The following is a 16,301-nucleotide window of genomic DNA, read 5'->3' as shown; positions in this document are numbered from 1 at the left end:
GCCGACGGTCGATGCGACGGCGGTCAGTACGCATCGTCGATCACGCGTCCGTAGAGATACTCGATCGTTTCGGCGATCTCGTCTCCATGCAATTCGACACAGCGCAGATAGATCGCCGTCGTCTCGATCGACGCATGACCAAGCAGGACCTGGAGGACCTTGAGGGGATTGATGTCGGGATTGCGTTGCGCTTCCGCCTGTAGCCGCACCAGCATGACCGTCGCGAAGGTGTGTCGCAGCCAATGGGCAGACCCGTCCAACCCCGCCGCGGCAAAGCCGCGCGCGAACGCGGCCGACAACCGGGCTTTGGTGATTGGCGCGCCACGTCTGTTGAGGAACAGCGTATTCGGCGGCGCGTAACTCGAATCTCGTCGCCGCAGCCGCGTTATGAGCCCCGCGCGATCTTCTCCGATATACCAGTTGGTGCGGTCGATGAGCCTCAGCGGCGGATAGACCGTGCGCCTTCGGCTGCCCTTCGTGACAGTGAGCGGGATTCCCACCAGCGGGTGATCTTCCATGTGCAGCCTGTCGCTGCGCGGCACCTGATCCACCGTGAGCGCACATAGCTCCATCCGTCGCATGCCACTGGTCACCGCCCACTCCGCGATCAGCCGATAGGGCATGTCGAGGGCGGCCAGCAGCCGGTGAAGATCGCGGACGCGCAGCGGCCGAGGCAAGGTTTCATATTCCGCGACCGTCAGTATGTTTCCCAGCGCAGGCTTGCCCGCCGCGTGCGCAAGGAAGCCCTTTGAGGCGGCTCTGATCGGCGGTGCGTCCCGATAGCTGAACGGGAGTTCGTCGATCATCTTGCGGCGATGCGCCCAGGCGTAGAAGCGGCAGACCGACCGGACCCGGTCATTGATGGTCGAGCGGGCATACGGCCTTCCCGTATACGGGCTCGGCGTCTCAAGCATCCTGTTTCGATAGGCCATGATGGTGCCTTCATCGACCGTGTCCCAGGACAGCTCCGATTGTTCGAGCGTGTCGAACCAGTCGTAAAGATGCTCGCCATAGGTTCGGACCGTTTCCAGCGAGTGCGCCCGCAACTCAGCCTGCTCAATCAGATAGGCGAAGGCGGGTTCGATGATCTGCATCTGATTGGAAAGGAGGAGGGGAAACTCGGCCGGGATTGGAGGATAGCCAGGCGCGGCACGAACGATCATTGCCATGGCATGCCTCCAAAGGGGTCTGGATCGAGGCCGCGCCGGGAAATCCGCTCCGGGCTTCGGCTACGCCTCCGCCCTGCGCGGATCTCCCGGCGCAATGCTGACTGGAGGCACGCTGATGCTCCCTTGAGGGCGCCTGCGCTACCGTCTCATACAAGACTATCAGGACAGTTCCGTGACGTGATCTATCCCGGAGTGCTCGACTGGTCCACGGGCGTCTACAATCCCAATGTCGCTGTCTCGCAGGATACGACGACGCTCTATGCGTCTGATCGCGATGTTTTCATCTTCCTTGTCGACGATCTGAATCCGATCGAAGCAGGCCAGCTGCCCAATGGTGATCCCGATCTCTTCTTCAGGGGATTCTATTGCTGGAACTCGGAAGTCGGGGCGCGAACCCTCGGCATCGCAAGCTTCTACCTGCGCGCAGTGTGCCAGAATCGCAATCTGTGGGGGGTCGAGGATTTTGAGGAAATCACCATCCGGCATTCCAAGTGCGCTGCGTCTCGCTTCGCTCTCGAGGCCGAACCGGCGCTGATCCGGTTCGCTGAATCCTCGCCCATGCCATTCATCAACGGGATCAAGTCGGCGCGGGAACAAATTGTCGCGCGCGACGATGATGACCGGACCACCTTTCTGCGCAAGCGAGGATTCTCAAGGGCCGAGACCACGAAGATCATCGACGCTGTACTCGCCGAAGAGGGCCACCCGCCTGCCTCCATCTTCGATTTCGTTCAGGGCATCACCCAGGTTGCGCGCGACAAACACCACCAGGATGTGCGGCTCGACATGGAGCAAAAGGCAAAAAAGCTTCTCGACATCGTTCATTGACCTCCCATCGGCCTTGCGCCTCGCCGGCTCTCAGACCGGCAAGGTCCGTGCGAGGCCGGGAGGCAGAGGGCGGAGGGGAGGTTTTGCGATGGGTTTGGAGGTTCGGGGAGAGGCCCCGGACCGCCCGTCATGGAGACCCTGACCATGGCAAAGAGCGCCATTCAGAAGATCGCAATGAACCCCTCGGAGAACATCGCCTACGACAAGCTGGTGCTGTCGCAGGAGAATGTTCGCCGGGTGAAGGACGGCCTCACCATCGAGCAGCTCGCCGAGGACATTGGTCGACGCAAGCTCCTGCAGAGCCTGAACGTCCGTCCCGTGCTCGACGGCGACGGCGAGGAAACCGGCTCCTTCGAAGTGCCAGCGGGCGGCCGCCGCTATCTCGCGTTGGGCATTCTCGTCAAGCAGAAGCGTCTGGCGAAGAACGAGCCCATCCCCTGCATCGTCAACCGTAGCGGAGCAACCTCGGCCCAAGAGGATTCGCTTGCCGAAAACGTGCATCGCGAGAACCTGCATCCGCTCGACCAGTTTCGCGCGTTCAAGGCGCTGAAAGAGCAGGGCCTCGACGTTGAGGAGATCGCCGCACGCTTCTTTGTGTCGGCCGCGACCGTCAAGCAGCGGCTGAGGCTCGCCTCGGTTTCGCCAACGCTGCTCGAGCTCTACGAACGGGATGAGATCCGGCTCGAGCAGATCATGGCGTTCTCGATCTCCCACGACCATGCCCGCCAGAAGCAGGTCTGGGAGCGCATCAACAACAACCCGAATATGCGGGAGCCCTATTACATCAGGCGCCTGCTGACGGAGACCACGGTGCGTGCCGACGATCGCCGCGCAGTCTATGTGGGCGCCGAAGCTTACGAGGCTGCCGGCGGCGTCATCCTGCGTGACCTGTTCGAGCAGGATGGTGGCGGCTGGTTCCAGGATGCAGCGCTCCTCGAGCAGTTGGTCTTCGACAGGCTGAAGATCGCCGCGGAGGCCGTTCGCGCCGACGGCTGGAAGTGGGTCGAGGCGGCGATCAGCTTTCCCTATGGCCACACCTCCGGCATGCGGCGTCTCTACGCCGAGCCGGCGGAGATGAGCGCCGAGGAGATCGCCCGCTACGATGCGGTGAAGGCCGAGTATGATGCGCTCGACGCGAAGTATGCGGAGATGGAGGACGCCGACCAGGACATCGAGGACAAGCTCGATCAGCTCGGCGGCGAACTCGACGCGTTCAGCGATCGTCCCCAGGTCTACGATCCGGCGCAGAAGGCCATCGCCGGCGCGTTTCTGACCCTCGGTGCCAATGGCCAGCTTCAGGTTGAAGCCGGCTTTGTCCGTCCCGAGGATGAGCCGCGCGCCGAAGTCGACTACGAAGAGGAGGCTGACAGCGAGGATCGCGACGTGTCGCAGCCCGACGAGGACGGCGCTGGCGTCGTCGTCAACGGTCGGCACACGAACGGCGGATCCGATACGCCGGAGGAACCCGAGGACGAAGGCATCAAGCCGCTGCCCGAACGGCTCGTTTTCGATCTCACCGCGCAGAAGACGCTTGCGCTGCGCAACGCATTGGCAAGTGACGTCGACATCGCCTTCGTCACGGTCCTGCACGCGCTCGTGCTGCAGGTGTTCTACCGGTTCGCCAAGGACAGCTGCCTCGAGATCAGCATGGTGAGCAACAGCTTCGGCCAAGTCCAGGGTCTCGCCGAGACTCCCTGGGCGAAGGAGATCGCCGAGCGGCACGAGGCCTGGGACAGGGATATGCCAGACAGCGACAAGCTGTGGGAATTCTTGCTCGGTCTCGACGAGGCGAGCCGCGAGGCGCTGTTCGCGCACTGCGCTTCGCTCTCGCTCAACGCCGTGGTCGAGCCCTGGAACAAGCGGCCGGGCGCGCTTGCTCATGCCGATGAGCTGGCCGCCACGCTCGGCTTCGACATGGTCGAGGCTGGCTGGTCGCCCACATTGGACAACTATCTCGGCCGCGTCACCAAGGCCCGGATCGTTCAGGCAGTCCGTGAAGCACGTGGCGAGGACTCCGCGCAGCTGATCGACCATATGAAGAAGGACTTGATGGCACGTGAGGCCGCTCGTCTTCTCGAGGGGTCGAACTGGCTGCCCGAGCCGCTGCGCCTTGGCGGCGACGCCGCGGTTAGTGAAGCCGTCGAAGTCGTCACCGGCGATGTGACGGACGAGACGGCTGTCGACGGCGATGCCGCCGAGCTTCCGGCCTTCCTCGCCGACGATACCGGCATGTCCTCCGATGAACCGGTGACCGTCCCCGGCGAGGAACCCGACCACCTCCAGGCCGCCGAATAATCGGCCTCCCGCTCCGCACCGGGCCCGGCATCTCCCCCGGGCCCTATTTGTTTTCCGACATGGAGAGATCCGCATGTCCGCACATATCGTCTACGATTCCGCCCCGTTGGGGAGCGTCATCCGCTACTTCGACGGCACCCCGAAACCGCCAGCCCGGTTCACGAGGAAGGTCGCCGACTGGGAAAGGCGCAACGGCACCGGCCGACTGGTCAAGAAGGAGCCGCCGCAGTCGCGGGCGACCTACAGCTCTCCGGCTTGCTTCACCTTGCATGAAGGCGATTTCGGGCAGGGCGGCATCATCGTCGTTTCGGTCCGGCGCACCTGGTCCGTGGAGAGCGACCTGCGCTTCGAGATCGTCGAGCGTCCCAAAATCGGCACGGCCCGCGTTCTACAGGACTTCGGCGACAGCCCGGAACTCCTGCATCTCGCCAGGGATCGCGAGGCGGCCGAACGCTGGCTCGCCGCCAATCCGTACAGTCGGGCCTATCTCGAAGAGGTCACAGCCGATGAGGTCGGAGCCGACGTCGTCGAGGGCCGCACGGCCGCCTGACCGTTTCACCGCATAGAGCAACCGAGAGCAGGCCCGGCATCGCGCAAGCGATCGCCGGGCCTGTTCCGTTTTATGGAGATCGACATGTTCGACTGGAACAGAAGCTGCTCCTACGACGAGCAACAGAAGAGACGTTTTCACACGGTAGCCCGCTCGCGGCTGAAGAAGCTTGCCGCCGAACTTGCCTTGCCGCCGGGCAGCTTTGACCTTCGCTCGAACAGAGCGGGTATCGCCGTCTCCGGCGAAATCACCCTGCACCATGACCGGGCATATATTCAGGTCGGGCAGTTCGGAATGTCCTCGGGTCATGGCATCCTGATCCGGACCTGCAAGGGCCGAAAGGACTATACCAGCGGGGCCAACCACTTCGTCGCACTCGGCATGCTCGACGACATTCCGGCACTCGCCGCGGCTGTCCGCGCCATCACCGGCGTGGGCCGAGACGGTGCGCTTCCGGCCAGACAGTACGCGGCCTGAATCTGGCCGACGAGGACGACAGCCGGCGCCGTCAACGCCCACGGTCATCCGCGCTATCCGCATCTCGATCACCATCCCATTCATCCCGAGCCCGGCCATCGCGCCGGGCTCCTTCGTTCCAGGTCACGCCGCACGCGTCGACCTGCGCTCAGGAGAACCTCCATGACCTCACCCCCACCGTTCCGCAAGGTGTTCGACGGCGTCGCAACGCGCGAGCAGATGTTCCAGCTTTTCAACCGGCATAAGGACACTCCTGGTGTCGATCCAATTTCCGGCACGCCCTATACGGGCGAATATTTCGAGATTGCCGCCGAGCAATACCACTTCATGCTCGCTCTCCTGCCGCCGCTTTTCATGCGCACGGGCATGTTCGGCATGTCCGAATTCAAGGCCGGCAATGTCACAAGCGTGTTTTGCGCGATGAGGATCCGCGGTCGCGAACGGTGGTTCCACGGCTTCTGCGACCTCTCCGACAAACGCAGTCCGGACACCATGCGCGCGGCCATCATCGCCCACGAGACGGGCGCCGTCGACAGCATGACGCGCGAGGAAAAGCTCGAGGCGATCTGGTCCGCCACCAATGCCGACTTCAGGGGCATCGCCGGCGAGGCAAACCCGGACGCCTGGCTCGTCGAACATCACAGCAAGCGGACCATCCTTGTTCACGCCGTCGGGCAGGGCACCACCCTCAAGCTCCTGGAGGATCTCTCCGACGAAGAGATAGACAGCCGAATGCAGAACGTCCGCGCACGGTCGAGGAGGGGAGGGGCGAGCGATGCGGAGCCATCATAAGCAGTCCCCGACCGCCAAACACATCTGGGAGGCGCACTCGACCTATACCGCCAGACTAGGTGTTCCCGATCGCCGCCGTTACCGGCGCACGCCGCCGGGCTGCCCAACCGTCGGCGATCTGGTCAGGCCCGGCGACACGGTCTCGACCTTCTACAGCACCGGCGGCGTCGTGATCGACGTGAAGGAACACTACGCCGCGCCGAATGGCGAAACGCTATCGCATTTCACCATCTTCTATGTCCGCCCGATCGCGCGGCGAAATTACCGCGATGCCGATCGTCACTGGATCAACGACTGTGTCACCGTCGGCGACCATATCCTGATGCTGTTCGAGGCGAATTCAGACGAGGTATTCGTCGTTGACCGAATCCGACCGGCCGACACCCAGCCGTCCAGAACCATACAAATCACATAGGCACCTCGACGCCGAAAGGTCGGCGAGCGCCGGCGTGTGCTCCATCGCTCCCCGCCGGCAGGCCGAGTTCGATATCCGGTTCGAACAGCAGCAAAAGGCCGACGCTGGCACCGATCTCGAAAATCGCTCCCACAGCCATGCTGTGCGCTCCGCAACAGACTACCGTGGGTGAGAAAACCGCCATGTCACAGACGAAGAGCTTTTGGCAGTCGACGTTTCCAGCGCTGCCCACGGGGCAACGTTGGTTCGTCGCGCCCTCCGACACGTTTTCGAGGCGACCGCGCAGGCTCGTCGACAGCGCCTTCCGTCGCGACCTCAGCCGGATGCGGTTCGGCAAGGTTTGCATCGGCAACGGCATGTGCATCACCGTCTTCCGACTGAGTATCGATTGAGGTGGCGGTACCGGTCGCGCGGTCAATCTCGACGGCCGGATCGGGATCGTTCCCGACCGGCTCAGAGGTCAACGCGGTAACGGGCGACGGGTCTGCCGCTAAAGCCGAAAGATCCAGATCGCCCCAGATCGATCGCGGTTTTGCCGGACTGCCACGCTTCTTCTTCACTTCCACGACGAAAGGTCGCGTGGGTCGTTTCATAAACGCGTTCCCTTGTGAGAATCGATCCAGCTGCGGGATCCAGTCGTCATCTACTTCGGTCACGCACAGCGGTCCACCATTCCCACCGCAGCCGCGACCTCGAGCCGCTCGGTAGTCTGCAGCTTTCCTATCGAACAGCCTTTCGCCACATCTCGCTTCTCGTCGCAAGAGGAAGAGCGGGGCCGGAAGGAGCGCGGCCCGGCCGGGGCACAGAGAGTGCCGGCGGGGCAGACACTCTCTCTCGCGAAGGACATCTCCATGAACATTGTTTCGGGCCCATTGGCCGTCGCCCGGACGGCCGCTCCCCTTGCCGCACCAGCATCCGACGCCATCGACACCGCCCAGGCGTTTCACCGGGCGGCAGTGTCGCTCTTGCCCTTTCTCGAACAGGGCAAAGCCATCACCACCGCGGCATTACGCACGGCCATGACCGACAGCTTCGGCGGCACCGACGCACAAGGTTTCTGGGTCTGGAAAGACGCCTATGAGGCGCTCGAAGCCGCCCAGGTTCTGTTTCTGCGCCGCTTCGGACCGACGATCCTGTCTCGGTCCGCCACGCCGCAGGCGACACTGGGGATGATGAGGCGTATCGCCGAACTTGTTCCCACCCACACGCGCCGCTCGGACGAGAGCCAGGCCATGCAGCAGCTGTCGACGCCCCTGCTGCTCTCCTTCGTCACCGCGCACGCAGCCGCGATCTCCTCTTCGGACATCGTTCTCGAACCCTCGGCCGGCACAGGCCTTCTCGCCGTCCATTCTGAGATCGCCCGAGCCTCGATCGCCCTCAACGAGCTTGCCGCGACGCGCGCCGATCTGCTCGGCCTGCTGTTTCCGCGTGCCCCCGTTTCCCGGCACGACGCAGCCCATATCGACGATCATCTCGATGCGGCGGTGCAGCCCTCCGTCGTCCTTATGAACCCGCCCTTTACCGTCGGAGCCTATGTCGACGGCCATGTCGCCGATGCGGCATGGCGGCACCTGTCCTCCGCATTCGCCCGGCTGCGCGCCCGCGGGCGACTTGTCGCCATCACCGGCACCGGGCTCTCGCCGGAGAATCCCAAATGGCGGCCTGCCTTCGAGGGGCTCCAGCAGCAGGGCAGGATCATCTTCACAGCCGCGATCGATGGCCGTGTTTATGCCCGCCATGGCACCACGGCCGAAACCCGCCTGACGATCATCGACAAGGTGCCCGCGGCAGACCCGTCCGGATTCGTTGCGTCGCCGGGCAAGGCCTTAGACGTTGAAACGCTGCTGTCGTGGGTATCCGCCCTTCCGCCCCGCGCACCGGGCGGCTTTCCGGACTCGATCGGTGCCCTATCGAGCGACATCCTGCGCCATGCCGCCATTCAGATGGCCGCGCGATCCGCGCCGGGAGCCGCACCCGTCGCAGTTGCGGCGTCCGTTGCGAAGACCACCCGGCCGGCCCGTCCGGTTGCCCGGGCGAAGCCCACCCGACCGGTCGTGCCAGACGCCACGCCTGCCGATCCGCTTGCCTATGAACTGCGCGACTGGATGCCGGAGGAGGGCGGCCGGCTCACTGACACGATCTACGAGCCCTACGCGCTCCAGTCGATCCACATCGCGCGCGCCAAACCGCATCCGACAGCCCTCGTTCAGTCAGCCGCCATGGCTGCGGTCGCGCCGCCGAAGCCGTCCTACCGGCCCCTCCTGCCGGATGCGATCGTCGACGAGGGCAAGCTGTCCGACGCCCAGATCGAAAGTGTGATCTATGCCGGTGAGGCGCATTCCGGTCACCTCTCCGGCACGTGGACGGTCGACGAAACCTGCGATGTCGTCTCGGCCGCCCCCGAAGGCGCCGAGAACGCCGTCCGCTTCCGCCGTGGATGGTTTTTGGGCGATGGAACCGGCTGCGGCAAGGGACGACAGGTTGCCGGAATAATTCTCGACAACTGGCTGCAAGGCCGTCGCCGCGCGATCTGGATTTCCAAATCGGACAAGCTTCTGGAAGACGCCCAGCGCGACTGGGCAGCGCTCGGACAGGAGCGCCTTCTCGTCCAGCCTCTCTCGCGCTATCGGCAGGGCACACCGATCCGCCTTGCCGAAGGCATCCTGTTCACAACCTACGCCACACTCCGCTCGCAGGAGCGCGACGGCAAGAAATCCCGCATCGCCCAGATCATCGACTGGGTCGGAAAGGACTTCGGTGGCGTGGTGGTGTTTGATGAAGCCCACGCTATGGCCAATGCCGCCGGCGGCAAGAGCGAGCGCGGTGAAGTGGCTCCCTCACAACAAGGCAGGGCGGGCTTGCGCCTGCAGCATGCGCTGCCCGACGCCCGCATCGTCTATGTCTCGGCAACAGGGGCGACCGCCGTCGAGAACCTTGCCTATGCGCAGCGCCTCGGCATCTGGGGTAGCGAGGATTTTCCGTTCGCCAACCGTGCCGAGTTCGTCGCGGCGATCGAGGACGGCGGGGTGGCGGCGATGGAAGTGCTCGCGCGCGACCTCAAGTCGCTCGGGCTCTACACGTCGCGCTCGCTCTCCTATGACGGCGTCGAATACGACCTGCTCGAGCACGAACTGACCGACGAGCAGATCCGTATCTACAATGCCTATGCGGACGCCTTCCAGGTCATTCATAACAACCTGACCGCGGCGCTCGAAGCAACGAACATCACAAGCGATGCCGGCACGCTGAACCGCAACGCCAAGGCCGCAGCGCGCTCGGCCTTCGAGAGCACCAAGCAGCGCTTCTTCAATCACCTCATCACCTCGATGATGACGCCGACGCTGATCGGCGCGATCGAGAAGGACCGGGCCGATGGCCATTCCGCGGTGGTGCAGATCGTCTCGACTGGCGAGGCGCTGATGGAACGGCGGTTGGCGGAAATCCCGACCGAGGAATGGTCCGATCTCCATGTCGATGTGACGCCACGCGAATACGTCGGCGGGTATTTGATGCACTCGTTCCCGACGCAACTGTTCGAGGAATATTCGGACGCCGAGGGCAATGTTTATTCGCGGCCCGTGCATGACGCCGATGGCAATCCGGTGCAGTGCCGGGAGGCGGTGCGCCGGCGTGACGAAATGATCGAAAGGCTGGCCTCGCTGCCGCCAGTCGGCAGCGCGCTCGATCAGATCATCCATCATTTCGGCACCGACACCGTTGCCGAGGTGACCGGGCGCTCGCGCCGTACCGTCAGGAAGACCGGCCGCGACGGCATCGACCGGCTCGCCGTCGAGAACCGTCCGGGTTCGGCCAATCTCGCCGAGACCCAGAGCTTCATGGATGACGACAAAAGCGTGCTGATCTTTTCCGACGCCGGCGGCACTGGTCGCTCCTATCACGCCGATCTTGGGGCCAGGAACCAGAGGCTGCGCAAGCACTATCTGTTGGAAGCCGGCTGGCGCGCCGACAATGCGATCCAGGGTCTCGGACGGACCCATCGCACCAACCAGGCGCAGTCGCCTCTGTTCCGGCCGATGGCCGCCAATGTGAAGGCGGGCAAGCGCTTCCTGTCGACCATCGCACGACGGCTCGACACGTTGGGCGCGATTACGCGCGGCCAGCGCCAGACCGGCGGCGCAGGGCTGTTCCGGTCCGAGGACAATCTGGAAAGCCCCTATGCCCGCGCCGCACTACGCCAGTTCTACTGGCTGCTGCACCACGGCAAGATCGAGGGCTGCTCGCTCACGAGTTTCGAGACAGTCACCGGCCTGTCGCTGACCACGGACGAGGGCGGTTTGCGCGACGAGCTGCCGCCGATCACGACCTGGCTCAACCGGCTGCTGGCCCTGCGTATCGAAACCCAGAATCTGCTCTTCGAAGTGTTCGAGCAGTTGATGGCGGCGAAGGTTGAGGGCGCCATTGCCGCCGGCGCCTACGACAAGGGGCTGGAGACGATCACGGCGGAAAGCATCGTCGTCACCGACCGCAGGACCGTCTACACCCACCCGGTCTCAGGTGCGCAGTCACACGTGCTCACCGTCGCGCGCAAAGACCGCATTCTCCCGCTCGGCCTGGTCGACGCACTGGCTATCGCACGTGCGGAGCCGCAATCGGTCCTGCTGGTCAACACGCGATCGAGCCGCGCGGCGATCCAGCTTCCGACCGCGAGCCTCATGCTCGACGATGGCACTGTCGAACACCGCGTGCGCTTGCTTCGGCCGACCGACGAGCTGCGCTTCGGCCTCGACGCCCTTGCCGAAACCCATTGGCAGCCGGCCGACCGAAAGCTGTTCTGCGAGTTGTGGCAGACGGAGGTCGCCGCCGTCCCGGAGTTCACCACCAGCACATTCCACATCGTCACGGGACTCCTCCTGCCGATCTGGCGGCGTCTGCCTGACCATGATTGCCAGGTCTACCGGATCCAGACCGACGCGGGCGAACGCATCATCGGCCGCCACATCGCGCCGACGATGGTGGCGACCATGTTGCGCAATCTCGGTATAGACAACATGCCGACGCTAGCACTGGAGGACGCCTGGACCGGGCTAGTCGAAGGACGGATCGGACTGCAGCTTGCCGATGGCCTGATCCTGCGCCGCAGCCGCGTCATGAGCGACTATCGCGTCGAATTGATCGGCTTCACCGACGCGATGATTCCGCGTCTCAAGGCCCTCGGCCTGATCTCCGAAATCATCTCCTGGAAGCTGCGATTGTTCATCCCAACGGGTGGGCAAGGCTCCGCCATCCTTGCCTCACTTTTCGATCGCCACACGCTGGTCGGGGTCACCGACCGCACGGCGGCAGCGTGATTGGAGGCGATCATGAACGGCTCGGCCTCCGAGCTGGCACGCCGTCTCGGCGAACATGCCGAGGCGGTGTGCCGCGAATACCTCTCCAACGGTCATCGCTCCGGCAATCACTGGATCGTCGGTGATGTCCGCAACACGCGCGGCCGCTCCCTGCATGTGCGGCTGAAATCCAATGCCAAGGGCCCGGCTGGCAAGTGGGTGGACGAGGCGACGTCCGAATACGGCGATCTGCTCGATGTCATCCGCGAAAGCTGCGGCCTCGTCGAGTTCCGCGATGTCGTGGATGAAGCGCTGCGCTTCCTCGCCATGCCGCGACCGCAGGCCCAGAACCCTGGTGCGCGGCACCAGCCTGCCGCGGCAAGCGGCTCTCCCGAGGCGGCGTGTCGCCTGTTCGCCATGTCGCAGCCGATCGCCGGCTCGCTTGCCGAACGTTATCTCGCTGGCCGCGGCATTCTCTTGACCGCGCGTGAGCGCGCCCTGCGCTTTCACCCCGGCTGCTATTACCGCGATCTCGTGACGGCCAAGACGCTGACCCTGCCCGCATTGATCGCGGCCGTTACCAGTCTGGACGGACGCATCAGCGGCCTGCAGCGCACTTATCTGTCCTCTGGGCTCGATCCGAGCGGCAAGGTTGGCAAGGCGCGGATTGCCGACCCCCGCCGCTCGCTCGGTCATCTCCTGGGCAACGGCATCTGGCTCGGCCTCGATCCCGGCAAGCCCGTTCCGGTCATGGCCGCCGGCGAGGGTTTTGAGACGATGGCGTCGCTGCGCACGGTGATGCCGGCGCTGCCGGTGGCCGCCGCCACCTCGGCAAATCACCTCGCCGGCCTCACCTTCCCGCCTGGCTGCCGTCGCCTTTACATCGCGGCCGATGCCGACGCCGCCGGCCGGCACGGCATCGAACGTCTCAGCCAGCGCGCAGGCGAGGCCGGGATCCTCGCTCTGTCGCTGCGGCCGCAGCTCGGTGACTTCAACGACGATCTGCGCCATCTCGGCCCTGCTCATCTCGCCGCATGGCTCGGTAATCAGCTAATCCCGGAGGATGCCGGTCGCTTCCTGCCGTCCGGATGAGCGGCCCAACCGATAGGCATCTGCCGGCAGGCGGGCAGGGCAGCATCATCGGAAGTCTCGCAGGCATGGCGGCGGTCCGCCGGAGAGGCCGCGCCCGCGGCCTGCCTGAGGGGCGATCCCTGCCACCCCCCGGTCACGGCCGCAACGGCTGCGCCGTCCTCCGCCTCGCTTCGGCCTTCGGTGCGGCCGCGCTCGGGGCGCGGCCGGGATGCGCTGTCAGGCCGCGACAGGCGCGGCCACAACCGACGGAAACCCGCCATGACCTACGAGCTTCCCTTCGACGACGCCTACGAGCCCTACCACGCCTCCTCGCCGACCGACCGCGTCATCCTCGAGCTGCAGATGTACGGCCACCGTCCGCATCAGGACGAGCCGGACCCGCGGCCGCTGCCCGACCATGAGGTGATCCGGGCCGGTCTCGCCGGGATTGTCGAGACCTTCGCCGGCATGCTCGGCGACACCAGGCTCGAACCCGACCTCGACGACCTGCTCTGGTCGTTCGCCAATCTCTTCCACCGCGCCGCCGAGCGCGTCGCCCGCAACCTCGACCGCAACGAGGAAGCGCAGCGATCGAGTCAGGAAGAGCAGGATGGCTCGGAGGTGAAGTCCGTCGAGCTGGAACGGCTCACGGCCGAGGGCATCACCTATGTCGAGCGCCGCAACGTGCTGGAAATCATGCGCGACGAGGCCGCCGACCTCTACGAGGCGCAAACGGGATCGGCCTGGCGGCCACGCACCGGTTCCAAGGTCAACCATCAGGCGATGACGTCAGCGGTCATCGACAGTCGCGACTTCCTGGCCGCCCGCCGCCACGCCGAGACCGAGGTGCTCGTGCCGGCCGGCACCAAGATCGCCTTTGCCGGCGGCCTCGACTGCAACGATCACGAGCGGATCTGGGATGCGCTCGACAAGGCCCGCGAGAAGCACCCGGATATGGTGCTGCTGCACGGCGGCAGCCCGCGCGGAGCCGAGCGCATCGCCGCCTGCTGGGCCGAGAGCCGGAAGGTCACGCAGATCGCCTTCAAGCCGGACTGGAACCGGCACGCCAAGGCCGCCCCGTTTCGGCGCAACGACCAGCTTCTTTCGGTGATGCCCTACGGGCTGATCGTCTTCCCCGGCTCGGGCATCACCGAGAACCTGGCTGACAAGGCCCGCCGCCTCGGCATCCCGGTGTGGCGGTTCACGGAGGCCGGCGCGTAAGCGCCGGTTTCCTTGGCGATGCGCCGACCACGGCGCGTCGCTCCTCGACAGCCGGCACAGCGCAGCATGTCGCGCGCGCCCAGAGGGAGAGGCAGGAGGCAGAGGGGCGGGGGTTGCAGGAAAAAGGAGAGTCACCATGGCGATGATATTCATAGGCGGGTCACGCGACATATTCGAATTGCCGCAATCCGCCGTCGCGCGCATCGGCGCGATCGTGGCGGCCGAGCACGGCGTGCTGATCGGCGATGCACCTGGCGCAGATGCCGAGGTGCAGAGCCTGCTCGCCGGGGCACGGCTACGAACATGTCGGCGTCTTCCATGCCGGAAGGGAACCTCGCAACAATCTCGGCGACTGGGCGGCCTATCGCATACCGCCGGCCGACGGTGCTCAGGGATCTGCGTTCCATGCAGCGAAGGACCGCGAGATGGCCCGGCGCGCCGATTTCGGCCTGATGATCTGGGACGGCGCCTCGCCGGGCACATGCCTCAACGTCATGCGCCTTGCCGTGATCGGATCGCCGTGCGTCGTCTACGATATCCTGCGTGGCAGGGCGGCGACCATCCACAATACGGCGGACTGGAGCGCCATGCTGCGCAATGCCGGGTCTGACGTGCGCGGCGCTGTCGAAGCCCGCATGACGGCGGACGAGCGTCTCGCTCTCGAAGCCTGATCGTGGCGGACCACTTTACCCGGCTTGCGACCAGGCGGCGCCAGCCGCCCACTTTGACCCGGCCGAAGGCCAACCCCGACGATGGCGCCGGCTGCGGCGATCGTTCACTTGCTCCAATCGAAGCCGGCCCCCGCGAGACCGGCCGTCGCGGACCACGGGCAATCCCTCAGTGACGTCCTGCCTGTCTGTTGCGCCAAGGGCAGGGCGGTTGCGGATCAGGGCCAACAAACTCGGCTGTCGTGCCTGATCGCGGGCCATCTCGCCGGTGTTGGAGCAGAGCACCACCAGCCTGCCGCGACCGCGAAACCCGGCGCGTGACGGAAGCTGGGGCTGGGGATCACCTCGCGGGCGGTCGGAGCGGCACGGTGACGAAGGGACAGATCCGCAGGGCGGCAAACGCATACCCACCGCCGCCGCGCCGGGCAGGATCTGCGATGGTGGCCGGGGTTCGTCACCTTCGCTCACATCCGGAGCATTCCCGTGGTTATGTCGCCTTTGTAGCGGACCGCCTGCTTTTGCGGTCAACCCCCGTTGGGGGTACGCTCGGCAAAAATTCAGGAAAATTCGATTTCGGTCTTTTGTTTGCGGGCCAGGCACTTTCCTTCCCGCAAGCGGGGCCCTTTGAAAGTGCGGCCCGCTGTCTGCGGCAAATAGAATTTTCCAGAATTTGTGCCGAGTGACCGCAGCAGGTCGGCCCTCTCCAGCGGCGCCATCGGGAATGGTCCCGATGCAAACGAAGGAGAAATGCCCATGGCCACCACGATCGCAAACCTCACCGCCAAGGCCGACGGCTCGATGGAAGGGGTGTTCGCCACGCTGCGGGTCAACGCCCCGATCACCCTGATCCCGAATACCAACAAGTCCCGCGAGGATGCTCCCGACTACCGCATCGTCAACAAGCGCACGGGCTTCGAGATCGGAGCCGGCTGGAACCGCATCTCTCAGCGTTCGGGCGAGGAATACCTCTCGGTCAAGCTCGAAGCCCCCGAGATCGGCGTGATCTTTGGCAACCTCGCTCCCGCACCGGGCGGCGACGAGAACAAGAAGGTGATCCTGTGGAACAACCCGCAGTGAACCGCAGCGAGCCGGCCCCGCAAGGGGTCGGCTCTCTTTCGTTCGACACACGATCAGGAGGCTTCCATGAGCCGCTACACCATCACCGTCACCAGCGACGGCCGCTCCGACACGCAAGCCGTCATCGGCTACGATCCGCCGCTGCGCACTTTCTTCCTGCAGGCGTTCCCCGACGAGACCGGCGACGATCTCGCTCTGTGGCTCGGCAACAGCGATCGCGAGTTCGAAACGATCGACGCTCTACAGACGGCGACGCTGTCCAGAGGCTACAGCTTCATGCCGCTGCCCCAAGATGTCGTGGCGCAGCTCCGCGCCGACTTCGCAGACGAGGCCGACCGTCCTCCCCATGACGGCCCGCTCGCTGCGTTGCTGCGACACCTGCAATCCAAGTAGCCGACACATAAGGCCCGCGCCGGACGATGTTCCGGCGCGGGCCCTTTTCGTGCCGGG

General features: G+C 65.0%; 14 protein-coding genes and 1 pseudogene. 12 read left to right on the top strand and 3 right to left on the bottom strand.

What is annotated here, in order from left to right; genetic code table 11:
• Nucleotides 1-23: 23 nt before the first annotated feature.
• Nucleotides 24-1,163, bottom strand: coding sequence for a tyrosine-type recombinase/integrase (locus LRS09_RS29700; protein ID WP_257810801.1), 1,140 nt, complete (start codon nucleotides 1,161-1,163; stop codon nucleotides 24-26).
• 192 nt (nucleotides 1,164-1,355) lie between these two features.
• On the opposite strand from LRS09_RS29700, the pseudogene LRS09_RS29695 reads away from it, so the two are divergent.
• From LRS09_RS29695 to LRS09_RS29670, 6 genes and pseudogenes are all read left to right on the top strand, one after another.
• Nucleotides 1,356-1,997, top strand: a pseudogene (locus LRS09_RS29695) (DUF932 domain-containing protein); the annotation flags it as partial.
• Nucleotides 1,998-2,141: 144 nt separating this feature from the next.
• Nucleotides 2,142-4,292 (top strand): ParB/RepB/Spo0J family partition protein, encoded by a 2,151-nt coding sequence (locus tag LRS09_RS29690; protein ID WP_257810799.1) that lies wholly within the window; start codon nucleotides 2,142-2,144, stop codon nucleotides 4,290-4,292.
• Nucleotides 4,293-4,365: 73 nt separating this feature from the next.
• The gene (locus LRS09_RS29685; protein WP_257810798.1) at nucleotides 4,366-4,842 is read left to right on the top strand and encodes a hypothetical protein; all 477 of its coding nucleotides are present in this window, start codon (nucleotides 4,366-4,368) and stop codon (nucleotides 4,840-4,842) included.
• An 84-nt stretch (nucleotides 4,843-4,926) separates the two neighbouring features.
• Nucleotides 4,927-5,319, top strand: coding sequence for a hypothetical protein (locus LRS09_RS29680; RefSeq protein WP_257810797.1), 393 nt, complete (start codon nucleotides 4,927-4,929; stop codon nucleotides 5,317-5,319).
• A gap of 162 nt (nucleotides 5,320-5,481) precedes the next feature.
• Nucleotides 5,482-6,111 carry a DUF1419 domain-containing protein gene (locus tag LRS09_RS29675; protein WP_257810796.1) on the top strand — a complete coding sequence of 210 codons (630 nt, stop codon included), beginning with the start codon at nucleotides 5,482-5,484 and terminating at the stop codon, nucleotides 6,109-6,111.
• A complete protein-coding gene (locus LRS09_RS29670; RefSeq protein ID WP_257810795.1) occupies nucleotides 6,095-6,526 on the top strand; it encodes a hypothetical protein in 432 nt (143 codons plus the stop codon). Before LRS09_RS29675 ends, LRS09_RS29670 begins: the two co-directional genes overlap by 17 nt.
• On the opposite strand, the gene LRS09_RS29665 is transcribed toward LRS09_RS29670, so the two are convergent.
• Nucleotides 6,519-6,665, bottom strand: coding sequence for a lantibiotic dehydratase family protein (locus LRS09_RS29665; RefSeq protein WP_257810794.1), 147 nt, complete (start codon nucleotides 6,663-6,665; stop codon nucleotides 6,519-6,521). The two genes, LRS09_RS29670 and LRS09_RS29665, sit on opposite strands and share 8 nt — an antisense overlap.
• A gap of 46 nt (nucleotides 6,666-6,711) precedes the next feature.
• Nucleotides 6,712-7,182 (bottom strand): hypothetical protein, encoded by a 471-nt coding sequence (locus tag LRS09_RS29660; RefSeq protein WP_257810793.1) that lies wholly within the window; start codon nucleotides 7,180-7,182, stop codon nucleotides 6,712-6,714.
• A 195-nt stretch (nucleotides 7,183-7,377) separates the two neighbouring features.
• Between LRS09_RS29660 and LRS09_RS29655 the strand changes: the two genes are divergently transcribed.
• The 6 genes from LRS09_RS29655 to LRS09_RS29630 all read left to right on the top strand — a co-directional run bounded on the left by LRS09_RS29655 (nucleotide 7,378) and on the right by LRS09_RS29630 (nucleotide 16,244).
• Nucleotides 7,378-11,835, top strand: coding sequence for a strawberry notch family protein (locus tag LRS09_RS29655; RefSeq protein ID WP_257810792.1), 4,458 nt, complete (start codon nucleotides 7,378-7,380; stop codon nucleotides 11,833-11,835).
• Between the two features lie 12 nt (nucleotides 11,836-11,847).
• The gene (locus LRS09_RS29650) at nucleotides 11,848-12,906 is read left to right on the top strand and encodes a toprim domain-containing protein (RefSeq protein WP_257810791.1); all 1,059 of its coding nucleotides are present in this window, start codon (nucleotides 11,848-11,850) and stop codon (nucleotides 12,904-12,906) included.
• A gap of 258 nt (nucleotides 12,907-13,164) precedes the next feature.
• Nucleotides 13,165-14,106: a DUF2493 domain-containing protein gene (locus LRS09_RS29645; RefSeq protein ID WP_257810790.1), complete on the top strand. Its 942-nt coding sequence runs from the start codon at nucleotides 13,165-13,167 to the stop codon at nucleotides 14,104-14,106.
• Nucleotides 14,107-14,366: 260 nt separating this feature from the next.
• A complete protein-coding gene (locus tag LRS09_RS29640; RefSeq protein ID WP_257810789.1) occupies nucleotides 14,367-14,777 on the top strand; it encodes a hypothetical protein in 411 nt (136 codons plus the stop codon).
• Between the two features lie 750 nt (nucleotides 14,778-15,527).
• Nucleotides 15,528-15,851: a DUF736 family protein gene (locus tag LRS09_RS29635; protein ID WP_257810788.1), complete on the top strand. Its 324-nt coding sequence runs from the start codon at nucleotides 15,528-15,530 to the stop codon at nucleotides 15,849-15,851.
• Nucleotides 15,852-15,917: 66 nt separating this feature from the next.
• On the top strand, nucleotides 15,918-16,244 hold the full coding sequence (locus tag LRS09_RS29630) for a hypothetical protein (protein WP_257810787.1): 327 nt from the start codon (nucleotides 15,918-15,920) through the stop codon (nucleotides 16,242-16,244).
• Nucleotides 16,245-16,301 lie beyond the last annotated feature (57 nt).

The sequence above is a fragment of the Mesorhizobium sp. J428 genome, assembly GCF_024699925.1.
Taxonomy (GTDB): Bacteria; Pseudomonadota; Alphaproteobacteria; order Rhizobiales; family Rhizobiaceae; genus Mesorhizobium_A.
The sequence above is the reverse complement of the archived record's forward strand: the minus strand, read 5'-3'. Positions and strand labels throughout refer to the sequence as shown.

What these genes read in the sequence shown, in the direction of transcription:
- LRS09_RS29675 (WP_257810796.1), top strand. Translation starts at nt 5,482, where the DNA reads ATGACCTCACCCCCACCGTTCCGCAAGGTGTTCGACGGCGTCGCAACG.
- LRS09_RS29680 (WP_257810797.1), top strand. Translation starts at nt 4,927, where the DNA reads ATGTTCGACTGGAACAGAAGCTGCTCCTACGACGAGCAACAGAAGAGA.
- LRS09_RS29670 (WP_257810795.1), top strand. Translation starts at nt 6,095, where the DNA reads ATGCGGAGCCATCATAAGCAGTCCCCGACCGCCAAACACATCTGGGAG.
- LRS09_RS29650 (WP_257810791.1), top strand. Translation starts at nt 11,848, where the DNA reads ATGAACGGCTCGGCCTCCGAGCTGGCACGCCGTCTCGGCGAACATGCC.
- LRS09_RS29655 (WP_257810792.1), top strand. Translation starts at nt 7,378, where the DNA reads ATGAACATTGTTTCGGGCCCATTGGCCGTCGCCCGGACGGCCGCTCCC.
- LRS09_RS29635 (WP_257810788.1), top strand. Translation starts at nt 15,528, where the DNA reads ATGGCCACCACGATCGCAAACCTCACCGCCAAGGCCGACGGCTCGATG.
- LRS09_RS29630 (WP_257810787.1), top strand. Translation starts at nt 15,918, where the DNA reads ATGAGCCGCTACACCATCACCGTCACCAGCGACGGCCGCTCCGACACG.
- LRS09_RS29690 (WP_257810799.1), top strand. Translation starts at nt 2,142, where the DNA reads ATGGCAAAGAGCGCCATTCAGAAGATCGCAATGAACCCCTCGGAGAAC.
- LRS09_RS29700 (WP_257810801.1), bottom strand. Translation starts at nt 1,163, where the DNA reads ATGATCGTTCGTGCCGCGCCTGGCTATCCTCCAATCCCGGCCGAGTTT.
- LRS09_RS29685 (WP_257810798.1), top strand. Translation starts at nt 4,366, where the DNA reads ATGTCCGCACATATCGTCTACGATTCCGCCCCGTTGGGGAGCGTCATC.
- LRS09_RS29640 (WP_257810789.1), top strand. Translation starts at nt 14,367, where the DNA reads ATGCCGAGGTGCAGAGCCTGCTCGCCGGGGCACGGCTACGAACATGTC.
- LRS09_RS29645 (WP_257810790.1), top strand. Translation starts at nt 13,165, where the DNA reads ATGACCTACGAGCTTCCCTTCGACGACGCCTACGAGCCCTACCACGCC.
- LRS09_RS29665 (WP_257810794.1), bottom strand. Translation starts at nt 6,665, where the DNA reads ATGGCTGTGGGAGCGATTTTCGAGATCGGTGCCAGCGTCGGCCTTTTG.